This window comes from Nostoc sp. CALU 546, from assembly GCF_048836525.1.
In genome coordinates this window covers 21,144-36,803 of the sequence record NZ_JAWJTF010000077.1, presented here as the reverse complement: position 1 = coordinate 36,803, position 15,660 = coordinate 21,144, and the positions used below count along the sequence as shown (strand labels likewise).

The following is a 15,660-nucleotide window of genomic DNA, read 5'->3' as shown; positions in this document are numbered from 1 at the left end:
TGGCGGGTTATGAAGCCCGCAGCGAAGCTATTTCTAGCTTAAGTTGACACCAATGGCTAGTGCTGCCCCTCTGCCTCTTATCAATTCCCAATGCCCAAAGAAAGTTAAGATTCTATTAGGTAATAATGCCATTGCTAAGTTTTATTACGGCAGCAACAGTGATAACACTAAGCTGACCTTACTTAAGAAAGCATCCAGTTAATAACTAAGATGTTCTCCACAAGAGTGTTTATTCATTTTGAATTTTGAATTTTTATGTACGATGTTCTCGATTCCCGCTCTGTATTAGAAGTTTTGCGACCAGTGGAAGACCCAGAACTCCGCAAAAGTCTGGTAGAACTGAATATGATTCGCAACGTAAAAATTGACGGTGGTAAGGTTAGTTTCACTTTAGTATTAACCACTCCTGCCTGTCCTTTACGTGAATTTATTGTTGAAGACTGTCAGAAAGCTGTCAAAAAACTCCCAGGCGTTACAGATGTCAGTATAGAAGTTACGGCAGAAACACCGCAGCAAAAAAGTTTGCCCGACCGCACTGGCATTTCCGGGGTGAAAAATATCATTGCTGTTTCCAGCGGCAAAGGTGGCGTTGGTAAAAGTACTGTGGCGGTGAATGTCGCAGTGGCTCTAGCTCAAACTGGGGCGAAAGTCGGTTTGCTAGATGCTGATATTTACGGCCCCAATGACCCCACCATGCTGGGTCTGGCTGATGCCCAAATTGTTGTGCGTTCCACTGAAACAGGTGAGATCCTGGAACCTGCTTTTAATCACGGCGTCAAATTAGTTTCGATGGGCTTTTTGATTGACCGAGATCAACCAGTAATTTGGCGGGGGCCTATGCTCAATGGTGTAATTCGCCAGTTTCTCTATCAAGTGCAATGGGGAGAACTGGATTATTTGATTGTAGATATGCCACCAGGAACCGGAGATGCTCAGTTAACTTTAACCCAAGCAGTACCGATGGCAGGGGCAGTAATTGTCACCACACCGCAAAACGTAGCTCTGTTAGATTCTCGCAAGGGATTGCGGATGTTCCAGCAAATGAATGTTCCGGTATTGGGGATCGTGGAAAATATGAGCTATTTTATCCCCCCCGATCAACCAGATAAGCAATATGACATCTTTGGTTCCGGTGGTGGCTCCAAAACAGCTGCGGAATTGGGAGTGCCACTGTTGGGTTGCGTACCGCTAGAGATATCTACACGAGTAGGTGGTGACAGCGGCGTGCCAATAGTCGTTGGTGATCCAGATTCAGCTTCAGCAAAAGCATTAACAGCGATCGCTCTTACCATTGCTGGTCAAGTATCAGTTGCTGCCCTGACATAATTATAAATTTTAATTTCTATCTACTTCCTGGGCTATTGCTTGGGAATACTAGGGATTGGGTATTAGGGAGTGGGGAAGTAGGGGGGAATAACTATTAATTATTGCCCAATTCCCAATCCCCAATGCCCAATCCCCAACAATTAAAGCTAAAGTCTAAACTGGCACAATGTTGTTAAAACGATCGCTCCCCAAAATTCGCTGGAAGTCTTGGGTTAAGCCCTGGCAGCATCTAGATTGGCTACTTTTTTGTTTGCCAGTTGCTGTCAGTATCTTTGGCGGCCTGATGATCCTCAGTACGGAACTTAAGCAGCCAGTAACTGACTGGTGGTGGCATTGGATGGTAGCGGGTATCGGCGTGCTTATAGCCCTGTTTTTATCTCGTATCCGTTACGAACTTTTGATGCAGTGGCACTGGGTAACTTATGCAATAACTAACTTCAGCTTAATCATCGTGATGATTGCTGGTAGTAGCGCCAAAGGGGCACAGCGGTGGATTCCTATTGCTGGTTTCAATGTCCAACCCTCAGAATTTGCCAAAGTCGGCATGATCATTACCTTAGCTGCTTTGTTACACAGGCGCACTGCTTCTACCCTTGAAGGTGTTTTCCGCGTTCTGGCAATCACCGCTGTACCTTGGGGATTGATATTCTTACAGCCAGATTTAGCAACATCAATGGTTTTTTGTGCGATCGTCTTAGGAATGCTTTACTGGGCAAATGCTAATCCAGGCTGGTTAATTCTGATGATTTCTCCTGTTGTTGCCGCTATTTTATTTAGTACGTCTTGGCCATTAGCAGAACCGATAGTTTTATTTAAAGAACTATCTTTTGGCCCATTAGGGATAGTTTGGTCAATTGCAATGGCTATTGTCGGCTGGCAAACTCTTCCCTGGCGTCGATTTGCTGCCGGTGCTATCGGTGCATGGACTCTAAATATACTGGGTGGCGAATTAGGAGTCTTTGCCTGGAAGCATATTTTGAAAGAGTATCAAAAAGATCGGCTAACTGTATTCATGAATCCCGATCACGATCCACTCGGTGCTGGATATCATTTAATCCAATCTCGCATTGCTATTGGTGCCGGTGAAATTTGGGGATGGGGTCTGTTCAAGGGGCCAATGACACAACTGAATTTCGTACCGGAACAACATACAGACTTTATTTTCTCCGCAGTGGGGGAAGAATTCGGTTTTGTTGGTTGTTTGGTAGTACTGTTTGTCTTCTGCTTAATTTGCTTCCGTCTACTGCATGTTGCTCAAACCGCCAAAGATAACTTTGGCTCCTTGTTGGCTATTGGCGTTTTGTCCATGATCGTATTTCAGCTGATTGTGAATATTGGCATGACTGTTGGTTTAGCGCCTGTGGCAGGAATTCCCCTACCTTGGATGAGTTATGGGCGTTCTGCGATGCTGACTAACTTCATTTCCTTGGGAATAGTAGAATCGGTAGCAAATTTTCGACAAAGGCAGAAGTATTATTGATTCGTCATTAGTCATTTGTCCTACCCTGCGGGAAGCCGCTGGCGCGTCTATGTCTTTTGCTAATGGCCGAATGGCACTAAGAAAAGCTTAAAGCCTTGTGTAATCTTGTTCCCAGCCTCAATACTGGGAATGTATTCCGGTTCAAGCCACTAAAGGCGGCAGCCCTCCCAGAATGCTTTCCCTGTAAGTCAGGGCAAGGGCTGTATTTTAACTTAGTGCTATTCGCTAATGACCAATGACAAATGACCAATGACCAATGACAAATGACTATTAACAAGTATTAAGCTATTAAAAGGAAACAAACGAGGCTAAAAACATGATTCTGCCTGGAGCAACTGTTCGCGTCAACAATCCCGCAGATACCTATTATCGTTACGAAGGACTCGTACAACGACTAACTGATGGCAAAGTAGCCGTATTATTTGAAGGTGGTAACTGGGATAAATTAGTTACCTTCCGCCTGAGCGAATTGGAACTCGTAGAGACCACAGCCGGACGTAAAAAAGCCAAATAAAATTAGTCATTAGTCATTTGTCCGTTGTCATTTGTCATTTGACAAAAACTAATGACTAATGACCAATGACTAATGACTAAATTACTATGCGCCTCCCCCTACCACAGTTTGCCACTGGCGATCGCCATCCCAACCACATTGCGGAGGTGATTGAAACTACTAGTACTGAATTCTTAGCTCAGTGTTTGGAACCAGAAGACTTGAGCTTTCCCTCCATGCCACCCTTTGGTAGTTGGGTCTGCTCTGTAGATGAAGAATCTGGTAATCAAATTTATGCTGTAGTGTATTATGCCACAACTATGCCCATAGATTCCGTACATCGGGCGAGAGCATTGGGGCTGTCCTTGCAAGACTTACGGGAGGAACAACCCCAAATATTTGCCATGCTGAGAACGGAATTTCGGGCTGCGATCGTGGGCTTTGAACTATCTTCGCAAAATCAAAGTTATAACCAAAGAGTATATCAGTATCTACCACCCCGTCCCCCACAAATCCATCAGGCTGTTTATCGGTGTGAACCAGAAGCTATCATTAAATTTACTGAAGAACTAGATTTTTTACGGACACTCCTTTGTATCAATGGTGCGCCAATAGAGTCTTTGACCGCAGCTGCCATTCGAGATGTATACCAGTTACGCAAAGCTGACCGAGAATGGCTAATTAAAGCTGGACGCAACTTGAGTGTGCTACTTAAAGACGACTACGATCGCTTGCGGTTCATTTTGAGTCAAATCCACCCGTAGGTAGTTAGTTCTGAGACAATTGCCTGGTTAGTGTAAGTTAAGGTTTTTGATTTTTAGTCAGGTGGCTTCTTTGTTTATATCAATCAGGCGATCGCCCCCAAGGTAATCGCAGTTTTACCATAGCCCCTTCAATTCCTACATGATGGAACCCATATCACAAGTTCTTGTTCTGGAACCAACTTCCCAAGTTCTTGGCAAGGAACCAATTGTTCCCTTTGCTATTTTGCTGGTGGTCATCTTAGTTATACCCATAATGTTTGAGCGACTAAGATTACCAGGATTAGTGGGTTTGGTTTTCTCAGGGCTAGTACTTGGGCCTTCAGGTTGGAATTTATTCCAGTCTGACTCACCGATGATTAACCTACTATCAGATATTGGGTTAATTTATTTACTGTTTGTCGCAGGGCTAGAAGTTGATCTAGAACAGTTTCGCCGCCAGAAAAGTCGCGCTTTTGGATTTGCTAGCTTGACTTTCAGTGTACCCCTGGTAATGGGAACCCTAGTAGGTCTAATTTTAGGCTATGGCTGGAATACTTCAATCTTAATTGGCTCTTTATTTGCTTCCTATACCCTTTTGGCATATCCCATAATCAGTCGTTTGGGAGTGGTAAACAACGAAGCTGTTACTGTCACCACTGGAGCTAAGATTTTTACAGATATTGGTGCAGTGCTAATATTAGCCGTTTGTGTAGCTATGGCTGATGATGAAGCATTCAGCTTTGCAGAACTACTTACTTTGTCTGGTCGGTTAACTATTTACTCTGTTGCCGTTGTTACAGGCTTTGATTGGGCAGGTAAAGAATTTTTCAAGCGGTCTGGAGACGACGAAGGAAACAAATTTTTGTTTGTGTTGCTTTCTGTATTTCTCGCAGCTGTAGGCGCTCAATTGATTGGGGTAGAAAAAATTGTTGGTGCTTTTTTAGCGGGTTTGGCGGTGAATGAAGCTGTGGGTGAAGGGCCAGTCAAAGAAAAGGTGGTATTCATTGGCAGTGTGCTGTTCATTCCCATTTTCTTTGTTGACCTTGGTTTACTGATTAATCTACCCGTTTTTGTAAATAACTTAGACACGCTGAAGTTAACACTGTTGATGATCGTTGGTTTGATTGTCAGTAAATTGATTGCAGCTTTATTAACGAAACTGGTTTACCGCTATAACTGGCAAGAAATGCTAACGATGTGGTCGTTATCACTTCCCCAGGTTGCTACAACATTAGCAGCAACGTTAGTGGGATATCGGGCTGGGTTGCTGCCACTAGAAGTATTACACAGCATTATTGTCTTAATGGTTGTCACATCAACCTTGGGCCCTTTGATTACCAGTCGAATAGCTGTTGGCTTGAATTCCTCAGCAGCGGAAGATCCACCACCACCTCTACCTGACCAGAAAGCACCAGAGATAGATAGTGCTTTTACTATAGTTGTGCCTGTATATAATCCTCATACCCAGCAGTATTTGATTGAAATGGCGGCGTTATTAGCACGTCAGTCTCAGGGCAAAATTATACCATTGGCGATCGCTAATGCTGCTGCTCACATGGATGCACCGCAGTTAGAAGCCTCTCTACAACGGAGTGAGCGGTTATTAACCAAAGCCACTGCACAAAGTCGAGTATTGGGCGTACCGACGGAACCAGTGCTGCGGATTGATGATGCCTTTGCTCAGGGCATTAGCAGAGCCGCTCGTGAACAAAAAGCTAATTTAATTGTTATGGGTTGGGGTAAACGCACTGGGTTACGAGCGCGTTTATTTGGGAATGTAATTGATGGTGTGCTTTGGGCTTCCCATTGTCCAGTAGCGGTGACACGTCTAGTAGAATCACCGAAAAAAATTCAGCGCATCTTAGTACCAATAGAGAACTTAACAGCACCCACATTACAGCCTGTACAATTTGCCCAAATGCTGGCAGAAGCAAATCAGAGCCACATTACTGTGCTGAATGTGTGCGATCGCCGCACTAGTTCTAGTAAAATTGCTTGGAGGCGATCGCATCTCTCACTACTAGTATCTAAATTGGCTTTGACCAATGCCCCAGAAATTCAAATCATCGCTCATGAAAATGTTGCCCAAGCAATTTTGCAGGCAGCACGATTATATGATTTAGTCGTTTTACCTTTTATACGTAATCGTACCAGTCCTGGAGGGTTAACCATTAGCGATGTCACTACCCAGTTAGCCAGCCAACTCACTTGCTCTATTGTCATGCTTGGAGAACCGCAACGCACTCAAACTAATGTAATTACCTCTAATGCGGTTACTAACATTACATCTGCTGTATAATATCAGCCATAGCTCAGTCCATCTAACTAGACTTGAGCTGTGATACCATTGACGAAAATCTTTGCAACAAATGGATTGGCTGTAGGAATGTACAAATGTACGTCCCTACAAACGCGTACATTTGTAGCAGAAGTTTTGTGGAATGGTGTCAGTCTTTGCAATCAAGTGTAGGGCGGAATATTAGCAAACGCGATACAGGTTAACTATAGTAATGGTAAGACCTTGAAATTAAACGAGTTTCAAATTACTTCCTGGTACTTTGCATCCCACTCACAATAGTTGTAACCGTGAAAAATACTGAGTTCTTAGTGGCTCGGCTTAGAGATAATAAAGATTCCACCCACAAAGAGCGGGGCTAATACCCACGTACATAATTACTGAGTATTAATTGGTTCATTTATTACTCAGTATTCAGCACTGATCATGGTAAAAACACTTTATTTTGTTGAAGATTTGATGAACTTTAGGTGGAAGATTAATAATCTTTAGACTAAGTTTGTTATTTTGCTAATTAAATTCTGAAGCAAAAAGGTAAAAATATAACAAAACTGCAACCGTAAAAAAATAGGTAAGTTCAACAACACTTTTTGATGAAGCCTTGTTCTTTTTTTTGTTCTGTATTTTTGTACCCAAGCTGGGTAATCTAAAAGTAAGTGCAATAGCTACTGAAAATATTTGTAAGTAACTGGGAAACTATGAGAATTTTGGTGACGGGCGGTGCTGGGTTTATTGGTTCCCATCTCATCGACCGACTAATGACTGCTGGGCATGAATTAATATGCTTGGATAATTTTTACACTGGCCACAAACGCAACATTCTGAAATGGTTAGGTCATCCGTACTTTGAACTCATTCGCCACGATATTACCGAACCAATTCGGTTAGAAGTAGATCAAATTTATCATTTAGCTTGTCCAGCTTCACCAGTACATTACCAGTACAACCCAGTTAAAACCGTCAAAACTAACGTGATGGGAACACTGAATATGTTGGGGCTGGCTAAACGTGTAAAAGCTAGGTTTTTCTTAGCTTCAACTAGTGAAGTATATGGTGATCCAGAAGTTCATCCCCAAACTGAAGAGTATCGAGGTAGCGTCAATCCCATTGGGATACGTTCATGCTACGACGAAGGTAAAAGAATTGCTGAAACTCTAGCATTTGATTACTACAGGCAAAATAAAGTTGATATTCGAGTTGTTCGGATATTCAACACTTACGGGCCGAGAATGTTAGAAAACGATGGTCGAGTGGTGAGCAACTTTATAGTTCAAGCCTTGCGGGGTAATCCTTTAACCGTCTATGGTGATGGTTCGCAAACTCGTAGTTTCTGCTATGTTTCGGATTTAGTAGAAGGATTCATCCGCCTAATGAATAGCGACTACATTGGGCCAGTCAACTTGGGCAACCCTGGTGAATACACGATTTTACAATTGGCACAAACGGTGCAAAATATGATCAACCCGGAGGCCCAGATTAAATTCGAGGCACTACCTTCGGATGATCCCCGACGTCGCCAACCTGATATCACAAAGGCAAAAACTTGGTTAAATTGGGAACCTACCATTCCTCTGCAAGAGGGGTTAAAACTGACAATAGAAGATTTTCGCGATCGCATTCAAAGCGATATCAATAATTCAACCACCTGAGTGGCATCTAGCGTCGCTCTAAAATTTTCATGCAGGCTCACCCATCGGTAGCTAGTATGCTTGATGGCTGAGTTTCATTAGTAGCTAAGTGTCATATTCAGAATTCTTTTTGAAGACTAACCCTAAGAAAAGTGAGGAGTTAAAAAATGCGTGTTTGCGTGATTGGTACTGGTTACGTTGGTTTAGTTACAGGTGCTTGCTTGGCCCATATTGGGCATGATGTAATTTGCGTAGACAACAACGAAGAAAAAGTTAAGTTAATGAAGTCTGGGCAGTCCCCAATTTTTGAGCCGGGACTCTCAGAAATTATGCAGTCTGCCATTCAAGCAGAGAAAATTCATTTTACTAGTGATCTTGCTGCTGGAGTTTCCCACGGAGAAATTCTGTTTATTGCTGTGGGAACACCACCTTTACCCACTGGTGAAAGTGATACTCGTTATGTTGAAGCTGTCGCTCGTGGGATTGGCGAAAATCTCAACGGTGGTTATAAGGTCATAGTGAATAAATCTACCGTACCCATTGGCTCAGGCGACTGGGTGCGGATGCTTGTTCTAGATGGTGTTGCTGAACGGCAGAAAACATTGGTACCCGCAGGTGGGGTGTCGAGTGATGATAAATTACCTGAGTTTGTAGCCGAGTTTGATGTGGTGAGCAATCCAGAGTTTTTGCGCGAAGGTTCGGCAGTTCACGATACCTTCAACCCCGATCGCATTGTACTAGGAGGCAATAGCCAAAGAGCAGTAGCTTTAATGCAACAACTGTATGCCCCAATTGTGGAACGGAAGTACGCTGACGATCAATCTTTACCCCCAGTACCAATTCTGGCAACAGACCTGAGTTCGGCGGAGATGATCAAATACGCCGCTAATGCCTTCTTAGCCACTAAGATTAGTTTTATTAACGAAGTTGCTAATATTTGCGATCGCGTCGGTGCTGATGTCACCCAAGTAGCCAAGGGTATCGGTCTAGACTCCCGCATTGGTAACAAGTTTTTACAAGCTGGTATTGGTTGGGGTGGTTCTTGTTTCCCCAAAGATGTCTCCGCTCTAATTCACACTGCTGATGATTATGGCTATGAAGCCCAGCTAATGAAAGCTGCTGTCAGTGTCAACGAGCGCCAACGGTTGATTGCTTTGGAAAAACTCCAACAAGTTCTGAAAATTCTCAAAGGCAAAACAGTCGGACTACTCGGACTGACCTTTAAGCCAGATACCGACGACTTGCGCGACGCCCCAGCACTCATTCTAATTGAGCAGCTAAACCGACTGGGAGCCAAGGTCAAAGCCTACGACCCCATTATTTCCCAAACAGGTATGCGTCATGGGCTTTCTGGGGTGTTAGTAGAAACCGATGCCGAAAGACTTGCTGACGGCTGCGATGCTTTGGTACTTGTCACCGAATGGCAGCAGTTCAGCACTCTCGATTATGTGAAGATGGCAAAATTGATGGCTCACCCAGTTATCATCGATGGTCGTAACTTCCTCGACCCCGAAGCAATGATCCGGGCTGGATTCCAATATGTAGGCGTGGGAAGATAGAGAGCTAGGAGTTAGGAGTTAGGAGTGATAAATAAAAATTAATTACTAACTTCTAACTCCTTTCAAAACCTAAATATTTAAACTACCGCTTAGAATCATCTAGGCGGTATTTAATTTGTTTAAAGCTTCACTTTAATTTGGCTTTTTGCGTTTAATCTTGTATCAAGAGCTACTTGGAATACGTTCAATTTCAGCATACCCACTGAAAATAAGTTTTTGACCTTCAGTTTCTAATCGGTTGAGCCGCATTTTCACTCCATCGAGGTCAAAACGATCAAGATCAACCATATTATCTAAAATTTCTACCAGCGCTACGCTCAAGGTTTGCGAGATTTCTCGTTGTGCTTCTGGCACTTGGTCAAGTTGGATTTTTGGATCTTTGAAAGAAACTCGCCGCCGCCTTTCAATGCCTACAGTTAAAATCATGCTCAGGGGTACGAGTTGGCCATTATTTAAATCTGCTTTTGCTACAAGCTGTAAGCGATTCTCTGGCAATAGCTGTACCTGGACATCCGTAAAAGAGACTGGTTCACCGCCAGATAATGCCGTTAGGGATGGTACGGAGAGGTTAAGCAGGCGCTTTTTCACTAGTTCCGCATTAAAGGCTTGGTTGATGCCTGCTTCTGATAATATGACTTGAGCGATCGCTTGAGTGGGTTGCTTAAGACTAAGTTTGCCACTTAAAACCGAGCCGAAGTCAATAGCCACCGCATCGGTTTCAAAAGACATCTCCTCTACCGCGAAATCTTTCCGAATCACCAAGCCACGACCGCTCATTTTGAAGCTATCAATGCTGCCTTGCAACAGTTTGCTGGAGGGGTAGCAGCGCACAAAGACTTCTACTGACTCGCTTTGGGTAAACAGGTGGCGAATCGTTTGGCTGGCGACCGTATTGAGCATCCGCTCTCCCCAATCAGTGCCTTTAGGATCTTGTAAACCAGTAAGTCCGCCGAACATTTGGTTCTTAGTCTCTAGAAGTTCTTTGTACTTTTGTAACAAACTGTGAAGAATACAGCAAGCGATCCCGTGATTAATTGTGCTGATGGGTAGGAGTTGGATGGCTGATGGTTGATGATGCAGTGTATTAAATATTACTATGTATTAAAATAATAAATTAAGAAAGAATAACCTCAATTAGTCTTCTGTGGCTAGTGCCCATCAAATATGCCAGTATTAGCTCAGTATCGCCACCAAAATCCGAAGCAAGTCGTCTATGTCAGCAGGAACACGATATAAATTCAGGTCTTGAATTATTTGTTTACTTTCTCGATTCAGTAGACCAAATTGCCAAATATCCCCTGTAGAAACAGCCCCTTGTAAATTTGCCTCTTGAGAATCAGTCCACGCATCAATAGCAATCAGTTCTACAGCAAGCTGGGTAAAGCCCCTTGCCAAATCAGCATTTTTAGCTTCCACAACCAAGAGCTTATGGTCTGTATGAAGATAATAGTCAAGGGAACCTTTTAATTGTTCTGTAACTATAAGAGGATATTCAATTCTAAGTTGGGCACGGGTGTAATGAACAATATCCAATAAAATTGGTGCAATTAGTAACTCTCTGCGGGCTGCCTCACTAGTCAAACTAATATATGGCAAGCTCTCCTCAATCCTAGATTTGAGATTTGCGAGTCTATCTAATTCAATGGTGGACTTTTGGTGATTGAGAGAGGAACGTTTTAAAGAATAGCCAAATTCAGCCAGGATGTCTTCTGGCTCGAATGACATCTCAAAATAGTTTCTGAAAGTGTATGAGTGATTTGGTTGAAGGATGGGAGTTTTGCTCATACTTGATAATTCGTAATTCGTAATTCGTAATTGAGCTTTTTAAAATAACATCAGATTTTCAATAGGTTCGATTGTCATACAACTTGTATGACAAACATAATAGGCCTCCTACCTCGTCAACAACTTTCGCCGTAAATTATCCAACGCTGCATTAGCACTGACATGACGAATTAGAGGGCGTCCTCGCACTGTGCCAAACTGATACTCAAAACTTGCCACTTCATCGTCTGGCCCAGCTAAACCAACGTAAACTAAACCCACTGGCTTAGTATCCGTCCCTCCAGTTGGGCCAGCAATACCAGTAATACTTAGTCCCCAAGTGGTTGAAAGTCTGGTTTTTACCCCAATTGCCATTTGCTCTGCAACGATCGCACTTACCGCCCCAAATTTATCTAAATCTTCCTGGTTAACCCCCAGCAACTTAACCTTCACCGAATTGTCATAAGAAATTACTCCACCCCAAAAGTAATCAGAACTCCCAGAAATCTCAGTTAACATTTGTCCTAAAACGCCACCGGTGCAAGATTCTGCTACCGACAGCGTTTCTTTTGATGCCCGCAACAACTGACCGACCACGGAAGCAAGAGTATCATTATTAACACCGTAAAAATCCAGTCCGGCGATTTCTTTAAGTTGTTTCTCAATGGGCGCAATTAGTTCTTCTGCGGCTGCTTCTGAAGTTGCTTTAGCAGAAACTCGCAATCTTACTTCCCCCTTACCTGCATAAGGGGCTACTGTAGGATTTGGCAACTTCAAATAGGAAGCAACCTTTTCCGCCAAAGCCGATTCACCAATACCCCAAAACTTTAAACTCCGGCTGTAAATAATTTCTTTACCCCAACCTTGACTTTTGAGAAATGGGACGGCTGTTTCTTCCCACATCGGGTACATTTCACTGGGAACACCGGGAAAAGTAAAAATTGTGATTTCAGGACGAGGTTGCCAAATGATACCGGGTGCTGTCCCAGTGGGGTTGGGGAGAATTTCTGCACCTTGGGGAATCAAAGCTTGTTTACGGTTACTTGGTGACATAACCCGACCACGTTGGGCGAATTTCTGGGTTATGTCTTCGATGATATCAGAGCGTTCTACCAAGGGGACTTTAAAAAAATCGGCGATGGTTTCGCAGGTGAGATCATCTGGTGTCGGGCCCAGTCCACCAGTGAAAATGAGAATTTGCGCTCTGGAAATAGCAATTTTGATAACTTCTTTCAACCGTTCTGGGTTATCCCCAACCACTGTTTGATAGTAATGGGGGATACCTAGCTGCGCTAATTGTTGCGCCAAAAATTGAGCATTGCCGTTGAGGATATCTCCTAACAGCAGTTCAGTACCAACACAAATAATTTCTGCGCTCATTGGATTGGGAATAGGGAATGGGGAATAGGGAATAGGGAGTGGGGGCAGGGATTAAGAATTTTAGATTTTAGATTTTAGATTTTGGATTTTGGATTAAATTTCAATCTAAAATCGTCAATCCAAAATCTAAAATTGAATTGCCCCATGCCCAATTATGCTAGTGCTGGTACAGGAATTTCCAGGTGAGGATATAAGGGGAAGCGATCGCACAATGCTGCTACCCTTTGCCGACAATCTTGGGTTACTACGTCGGAATCTGGAGAAAGTAGGCGATCGCTAATAATATTTGCAATCTCTGTAAATTCTCCTACTCCTAAGCCCCGCGTGGTCATGGCTGGAGAACCTAACCTCAGACCACTGGTAACAAATGGCGATTGTGGATCAAAGGGAATAGTATTTTTGTTAGCAGTAATATTCACGCTACTAACTAGCTGATCCGCCTGTTTACCAGTTAGATTGACAGAGCGTAAATCTACTAATATTAAATGGTTATCAGTGCCATTAGACACCAACTTTAAGCCCCGGTTTTGTAGTTGTTCGGCCAAAGCACGAGCATTTTCAATCACTTGGGCAGAATAGGTTTTAAACTCAGGCTTGAGAGCTTCTCCAAAAGCCACTGCTTTACCAGCAATGACGTGTTCCAATGGCCCGCCTTGGCTACCAGGAAAAACAGATTTATCTAGCTTTTTACCTAGTTCTGCGTCACCAGTCAAGATTAAACCACCTCTAGGGCCGCGTAGAGTCTTATGTGTAGTTGTTGTTACTACATGACAATGAGGAATGGGATCGGGATGAAGACCACTAGCAACTAAACCAGCAATGTGGGCAATATCGGCGAGTAAGTAAGCGCCGATTTCATTAGCAATACTACGGAACTTTTCAAAATCAATTACACGAGGATAAGCTGAATAACCACAAATCAGCAGCTTAGGACGCTCCCTTAGCGCCAGCTCTCGAATTTGGTCATAGTCAAGTTGTTCTGTTTGTTGACTGACACCGTAGTGGCTAACTTGAAACCACTTACCTGAGAAATTTACAGGGGAACCGTGAGTAAGATGTCCCCCATGAGACAAATCCATCCCCATAATTTTGTCTCCTGGTTGCAACAGCGACAGGAACACTGCAAAATTCGCTTGTGCGCCAGAATGGGGTTGCACATTCGCATGAGCGGCACCAAATATCTGTTTAGCACGGTCGATCGCTACTTGCTCGATTTTGTCGATAAACTCACAACCGCCATAGTAGCGTTTACCAGGTAAACCTTCGGCATATTTATTTGTCAGTACCGACCCTTGAGCCGCCAGTACAGCGGCGGAGGTAAAGTTTTCACTAGCAATCAACTCCAAGTGATCTCGCTGACGCTGTAGTTCGTCGTTGATTAACCCTGCGATCGCTGGATCACTGGAGGAAAGAAAGTCTGAATTAGTCCTAGTCACTTCAATTATCCTTATGGAAATTTGTACAACGGCTGATTTGGGTTGGATACAGCACCTAAATAACAGTCAAGAGCAATAGTTTTTGACTGCTGTACAGAGGCGATTAATCGTCTCCGTACTCTGAGGTTTATTTGTGCCAACTTATTTATTATTAGACCCAAGCTCGATTAATGCATTAATAATCATAACCTTGGTTTTTGAAATCCTCACCTTACTGCGTATTGTGAGGTCATTAGACAGTATTCTTTATCGAAAAAGAGAGAAAGGCGTTTAGTTGCCTTTCGGGGATGAAAACGAACTTCAGACAATATTGCCCTACTTAATCATTCGTGAACAACAAGAACCGCGACTTCTTAAAGAAGTCGCGGTTCTGCGGGTTGCAATTCTCACAAATCAAAAAATCAAGTAGGATTCATATAGCGATTTTGATAGTAAGCCAAAATCTGGTTAGCTCGTTGCCGACTTTCTGAACCAGAGTTTGCTGTCCATGAGAGGCTCAAACCAGCAATTTGACTTTGATTGTAATCAAACTGCTCGGATGACTGGGGAATTAAATCCACTTCCACCCCTTCGACTTGATGTAAATGCGCTGCTATTTCTCTATAAACAGCTAAAGGCAAATCAGCGAATTCAATTTTTTCCTGACTCTCCATCTTTATGAAGCTCCCACATTAAGAGAATTTTGGAGAGGTGTTGTCACTGAAATAGGATTGCCGGTAGCAGATGCAGCTGACGGCGTTGAGGTGACAGCCCCTTCCCCTACCATTTTGGCAACTTCAATACCAAATTGTTCCAAAATCACGATGGGGTTGTAGCCCTGATTCATTTCAATACGTTTAATCAGTACGCCATTTGCCAATCGCTGTCCCGCTTGTACATAGCGACTTGTCGGCTCATCGGGTACTTTGATAATTGCCTGTGGTTCCTTACTAATTAGAACTACACCACTCACAACCACTGCCCTTGCTAATTCAGGTTGTGCTGGTGGTGGCAATACAGAGGCTAAAGTTGGGTTGGGGACAACTTGAGGTAAAACCTTGGGTAAGACTGAAGTCAAGGTAGGATTGACTTTTTTTGCTACAGAAGAAACGTTATTTTTCTTTGGATTTAAAGCTATGCTGCCTGTTGGAAGTTTTCGTGTTGGAAGTTTTCGTACTGCTAGTGATGCAGTAGGTAGCTTAGGCACCACAGGGACAGGCCTTCCAGATATTTGAGGCATTCCGGGAACCATCTGCCCGAAAAGTTGTGTAAAGGGGTCACTTCGATCTTTTGATACCACAAGTTCTCGTGCCCGTTGTGTAGCATTAGTGGATTGAATCAAGTTAGCAGATGTAAGACTAACTTGTGAAACCTGTTTGGCAGGTATCACTGGATTCTTAAAGGATTGAGCCGCTGGTGGCGACTTTGTGGCTATTTTGGGAATTGGTACAGGATTGACTGCTTGTTGTGTATCTTCAGAAGCACATCCAGCGATCGCCAAAGTTAAAATAGCTGCAATTGTAATTTTTGAAGTTCTGCCCATGAGCTGTTCTCAAAAGCCATTGGAAAATTGAAA

13 protein-coding genes are annotated in these 15,660 nt (G+C 43.3%); 7 read left to right on the top strand and 6 right to left on the bottom strand.

What is annotated here, in order from left to right; translation table 11 throughout:
• Nucleotides 1–255 precede the first annotated feature (255 nt).
• From RRG12_RS29320 to RRG12_RS29290, 7 genes are all read left to right on the top strand, one after another.
• A complete protein-coding gene (locus RRG12_RS29320; protein ID WP_420761609.1) occupies nucleotides 256–1,326 on the top strand; it encodes an Mrp/NBP35 family ATP-binding protein in 1,071 nt (356 codons plus the stop codon).
• Between the two features lie 166 nt (nucleotides 1,327–1,492).
• A complete protein-coding gene (gene rodA / locus RRG12_RS29315; protein WP_069070958.1) occupies nucleotides 1,493–2,806 on the top strand; it encodes a rod shape-determining protein RodA in 1,314 nt (437 codons plus the stop codon).
• A 316-nt stretch (nucleotides 2,807–3,122) separates the two neighbouring features.
• On the top strand, nucleotides 3,123–3,320 hold the full coding sequence (locus RRG12_RS29310; protein ID WP_069070957.1) for an NAD(P)H dehydrogenase subunit NdhS: 198 nt from the start codon (nucleotides 3,123–3,125) through the stop codon (nucleotides 3,318–3,320).
• Nucleotides 3,321–3,406: 86 nt separating this feature from the next.
• Nucleotides 3,407–4,063 carry an HAS-barrel domain-containing protein gene (locus RRG12_RS29305; RefSeq protein ID WP_069070956.1) on the top strand — a complete coding sequence of 219 codons (657 nt, stop codon included), beginning with the start codon at nucleotides 3,407–3,409 and terminating at the stop codon, nucleotides 4,061–4,063.
• 142 nt (nucleotides 4,064–4,205) lie between these two features.
• Nucleotides 4,206–6,341, top strand: a complete 2,136-nt coding sequence (locus tag RRG12_RS29300; RefSeq protein WP_420761614.1) for a cation:proton antiporter — start codon at nucleotides 4,206–4,208, stop codon at nucleotides 6,339–6,341.
• Between the two features lie 695 nt (nucleotides 6,342–7,036).
• The gene (locus tag RRG12_RS29295) at nucleotides 7,037–7,987 is read left to right on the top strand and encodes a UDP-glucuronic acid decarboxylase family protein (protein ID WP_069070954.1); all 951 of its coding nucleotides are present in this window, start codon (nucleotides 7,037–7,039) and stop codon (nucleotides 7,985–7,987) included.
• Between the two features lie 146 nt (nucleotides 7,988–8,133).
• Nucleotides 8,134–9,525 (top strand): UDP-glucose dehydrogenase family protein, encoded by a 1,392-nt coding sequence (locus tag RRG12_RS29290; RefSeq protein WP_069070953.1) that lies wholly within the window; start codon nucleotides 8,134–8,136, stop codon nucleotides 9,523–9,525.
• A gap of 162 nt (nucleotides 9,526–9,687) precedes the next feature.
• Here the strand turns inward: RRG12_RS29290 and RRG12_RS29285 are convergent, their stop codons facing one another.
• The 6 genes from RRG12_RS29285 to RRG12_RS29260 form a co-directional block, all read right to left on the bottom strand.
• Nucleotides 9,688–10,482 carry a DUF2993 domain-containing protein gene (locus RRG12_RS29285; protein WP_069070952.1) on the bottom strand — a complete coding sequence of 265 codons (795 nt, stop codon included), beginning with the start codon at nucleotides 10,480–10,482 and terminating at the stop codon, nucleotides 9,688–9,690.
• 216 nt (nucleotides 10,483–10,698) lie between these two features.
• The gene (locus RRG12_RS29280) at nucleotides 10,699–11,310 is read right to left on the bottom strand and encodes a hypothetical protein (RefSeq protein ID WP_069070951.1); all 612 of its coding nucleotides are present in this window, start codon (nucleotides 11,308–11,310) and stop codon (nucleotides 10,699–10,701) included.
• Between the two features lie 108 nt (nucleotides 11,311–11,418).
• Nucleotides 11,419–12,669, bottom strand: coding sequence for a competence/damage-inducible protein A (locus RRG12_RS29275; protein ID WP_420761608.1), 1,251 nt, complete (start codon nucleotides 12,667–12,669; stop codon nucleotides 11,419–11,421).
• Between the two features lie 152 nt (nucleotides 12,670–12,821).
• Complete coding sequence (gene glyA / locus RRG12_RS29270) at nucleotides 12,822–14,105, bottom strand: serine hydroxymethyltransferase (protein ID WP_420761607.1); 1,284 nt, start codon at nucleotides 14,103–14,105, stop codon at nucleotides 12,822–12,824.
• A gap of 401 nt (nucleotides 14,106–14,506) precedes the next feature.
• Nucleotides 14,507–14,758: a hypothetical protein gene (locus RRG12_RS29265; protein WP_420761606.1), complete on the bottom strand. Its 252-nt coding sequence runs from the start codon at nucleotides 14,756–14,758 to the stop codon at nucleotides 14,507–14,509.
• A gap of 2 nt (nucleotides 14,759–14,760) precedes the next feature.
• Nucleotides 14,761–15,627 (bottom strand): hypothetical protein, encoded by an 867-nt coding sequence (locus tag RRG12_RS29260; RefSeq protein WP_420761605.1) that lies wholly within the window; start codon nucleotides 15,625–15,627, stop codon nucleotides 14,761–14,763.
• Nucleotides 15,628–15,660 lie beyond the last annotated feature (33 nt).

Bases quoted from the DNA above. Each gene is read 5' to 3' on its own strand.
- RRG12_RS29265 (WP_420761606.1), bottom strand. From the start codon at position 14,758: ATGGAGAGTCAGGAAAAAATTGAATTCGCTGATTTGCCTTTAGCTGTT.
- rodA (WP_069070958.1), top strand. From the start codon at position 1,493: ATGTTGTTAAAACGATCGCTCCCCAAAATTCGCTGGAAGTCTTGGGTT.
- RRG12_RS29260 (WP_420761605.1), bottom strand. From the start codon at position 15,627: ATGGGCAGAACTTCAAAAATTACAATTGCAGCTATTTTAACTTTGGCG.
- RRG12_RS29320 (WP_420761609.1), top strand. From the start codon at position 256: ATGTACGATGTTCTCGATTCCCGCTCTGTATTAGAAGTTTTGCGACCA.
- RRG12_RS29305 (WP_069070956.1), top strand. From the start codon at position 3,407: ATGCGCCTCCCCCTACCACAGTTTGCCACTGGCGATCGCCATCCCAAC.
- RRG12_RS29310 (WP_069070957.1), top strand. From the start codon at position 3,123: ATGATTCTGCCTGGAGCAACTGTTCGCGTCAACAATCCCGCAGATACC.
- RRG12_RS29280 (WP_069070951.1), bottom strand. From the start codon at position 11,310: ATGAGCAAAACTCCCATCCTTCAACCAAATCACTCATACACTTTCAGA.
- RRG12_RS29275 (WP_420761608.1), bottom strand. From the start codon at position 12,669: ATGAGCGCAGAAATTATTTGTGTTGGTACTGAACTGCTGTTAGGAGAT.
- RRG12_RS29295 (WP_069070954.1), top strand. From the start codon at position 7,037: ATGAGAATTTTGGTGACGGGCGGTGCTGGGTTTATTGGTTCCCATCTC.
- RRG12_RS29290 (WP_069070953.1), top strand. From the start codon at position 8,134: ATGCGTGTTTGCGTGATTGGTACTGGTTACGTTGGTTTAGTTACAGGT.
- RRG12_RS29285 (WP_069070952.1), bottom strand. From the start codon at position 10,482: ATGTTCGGCGGACTTACTGGTTTACAAGATCCTAAAGGCACTGATTGG.
- RRG12_RS29300 (WP_420761614.1), top strand. From the start codon at position 4,206: ATGGAACCCATATCACAAGTTCTTGTTCTGGAACCAACTTCCCAAGTT.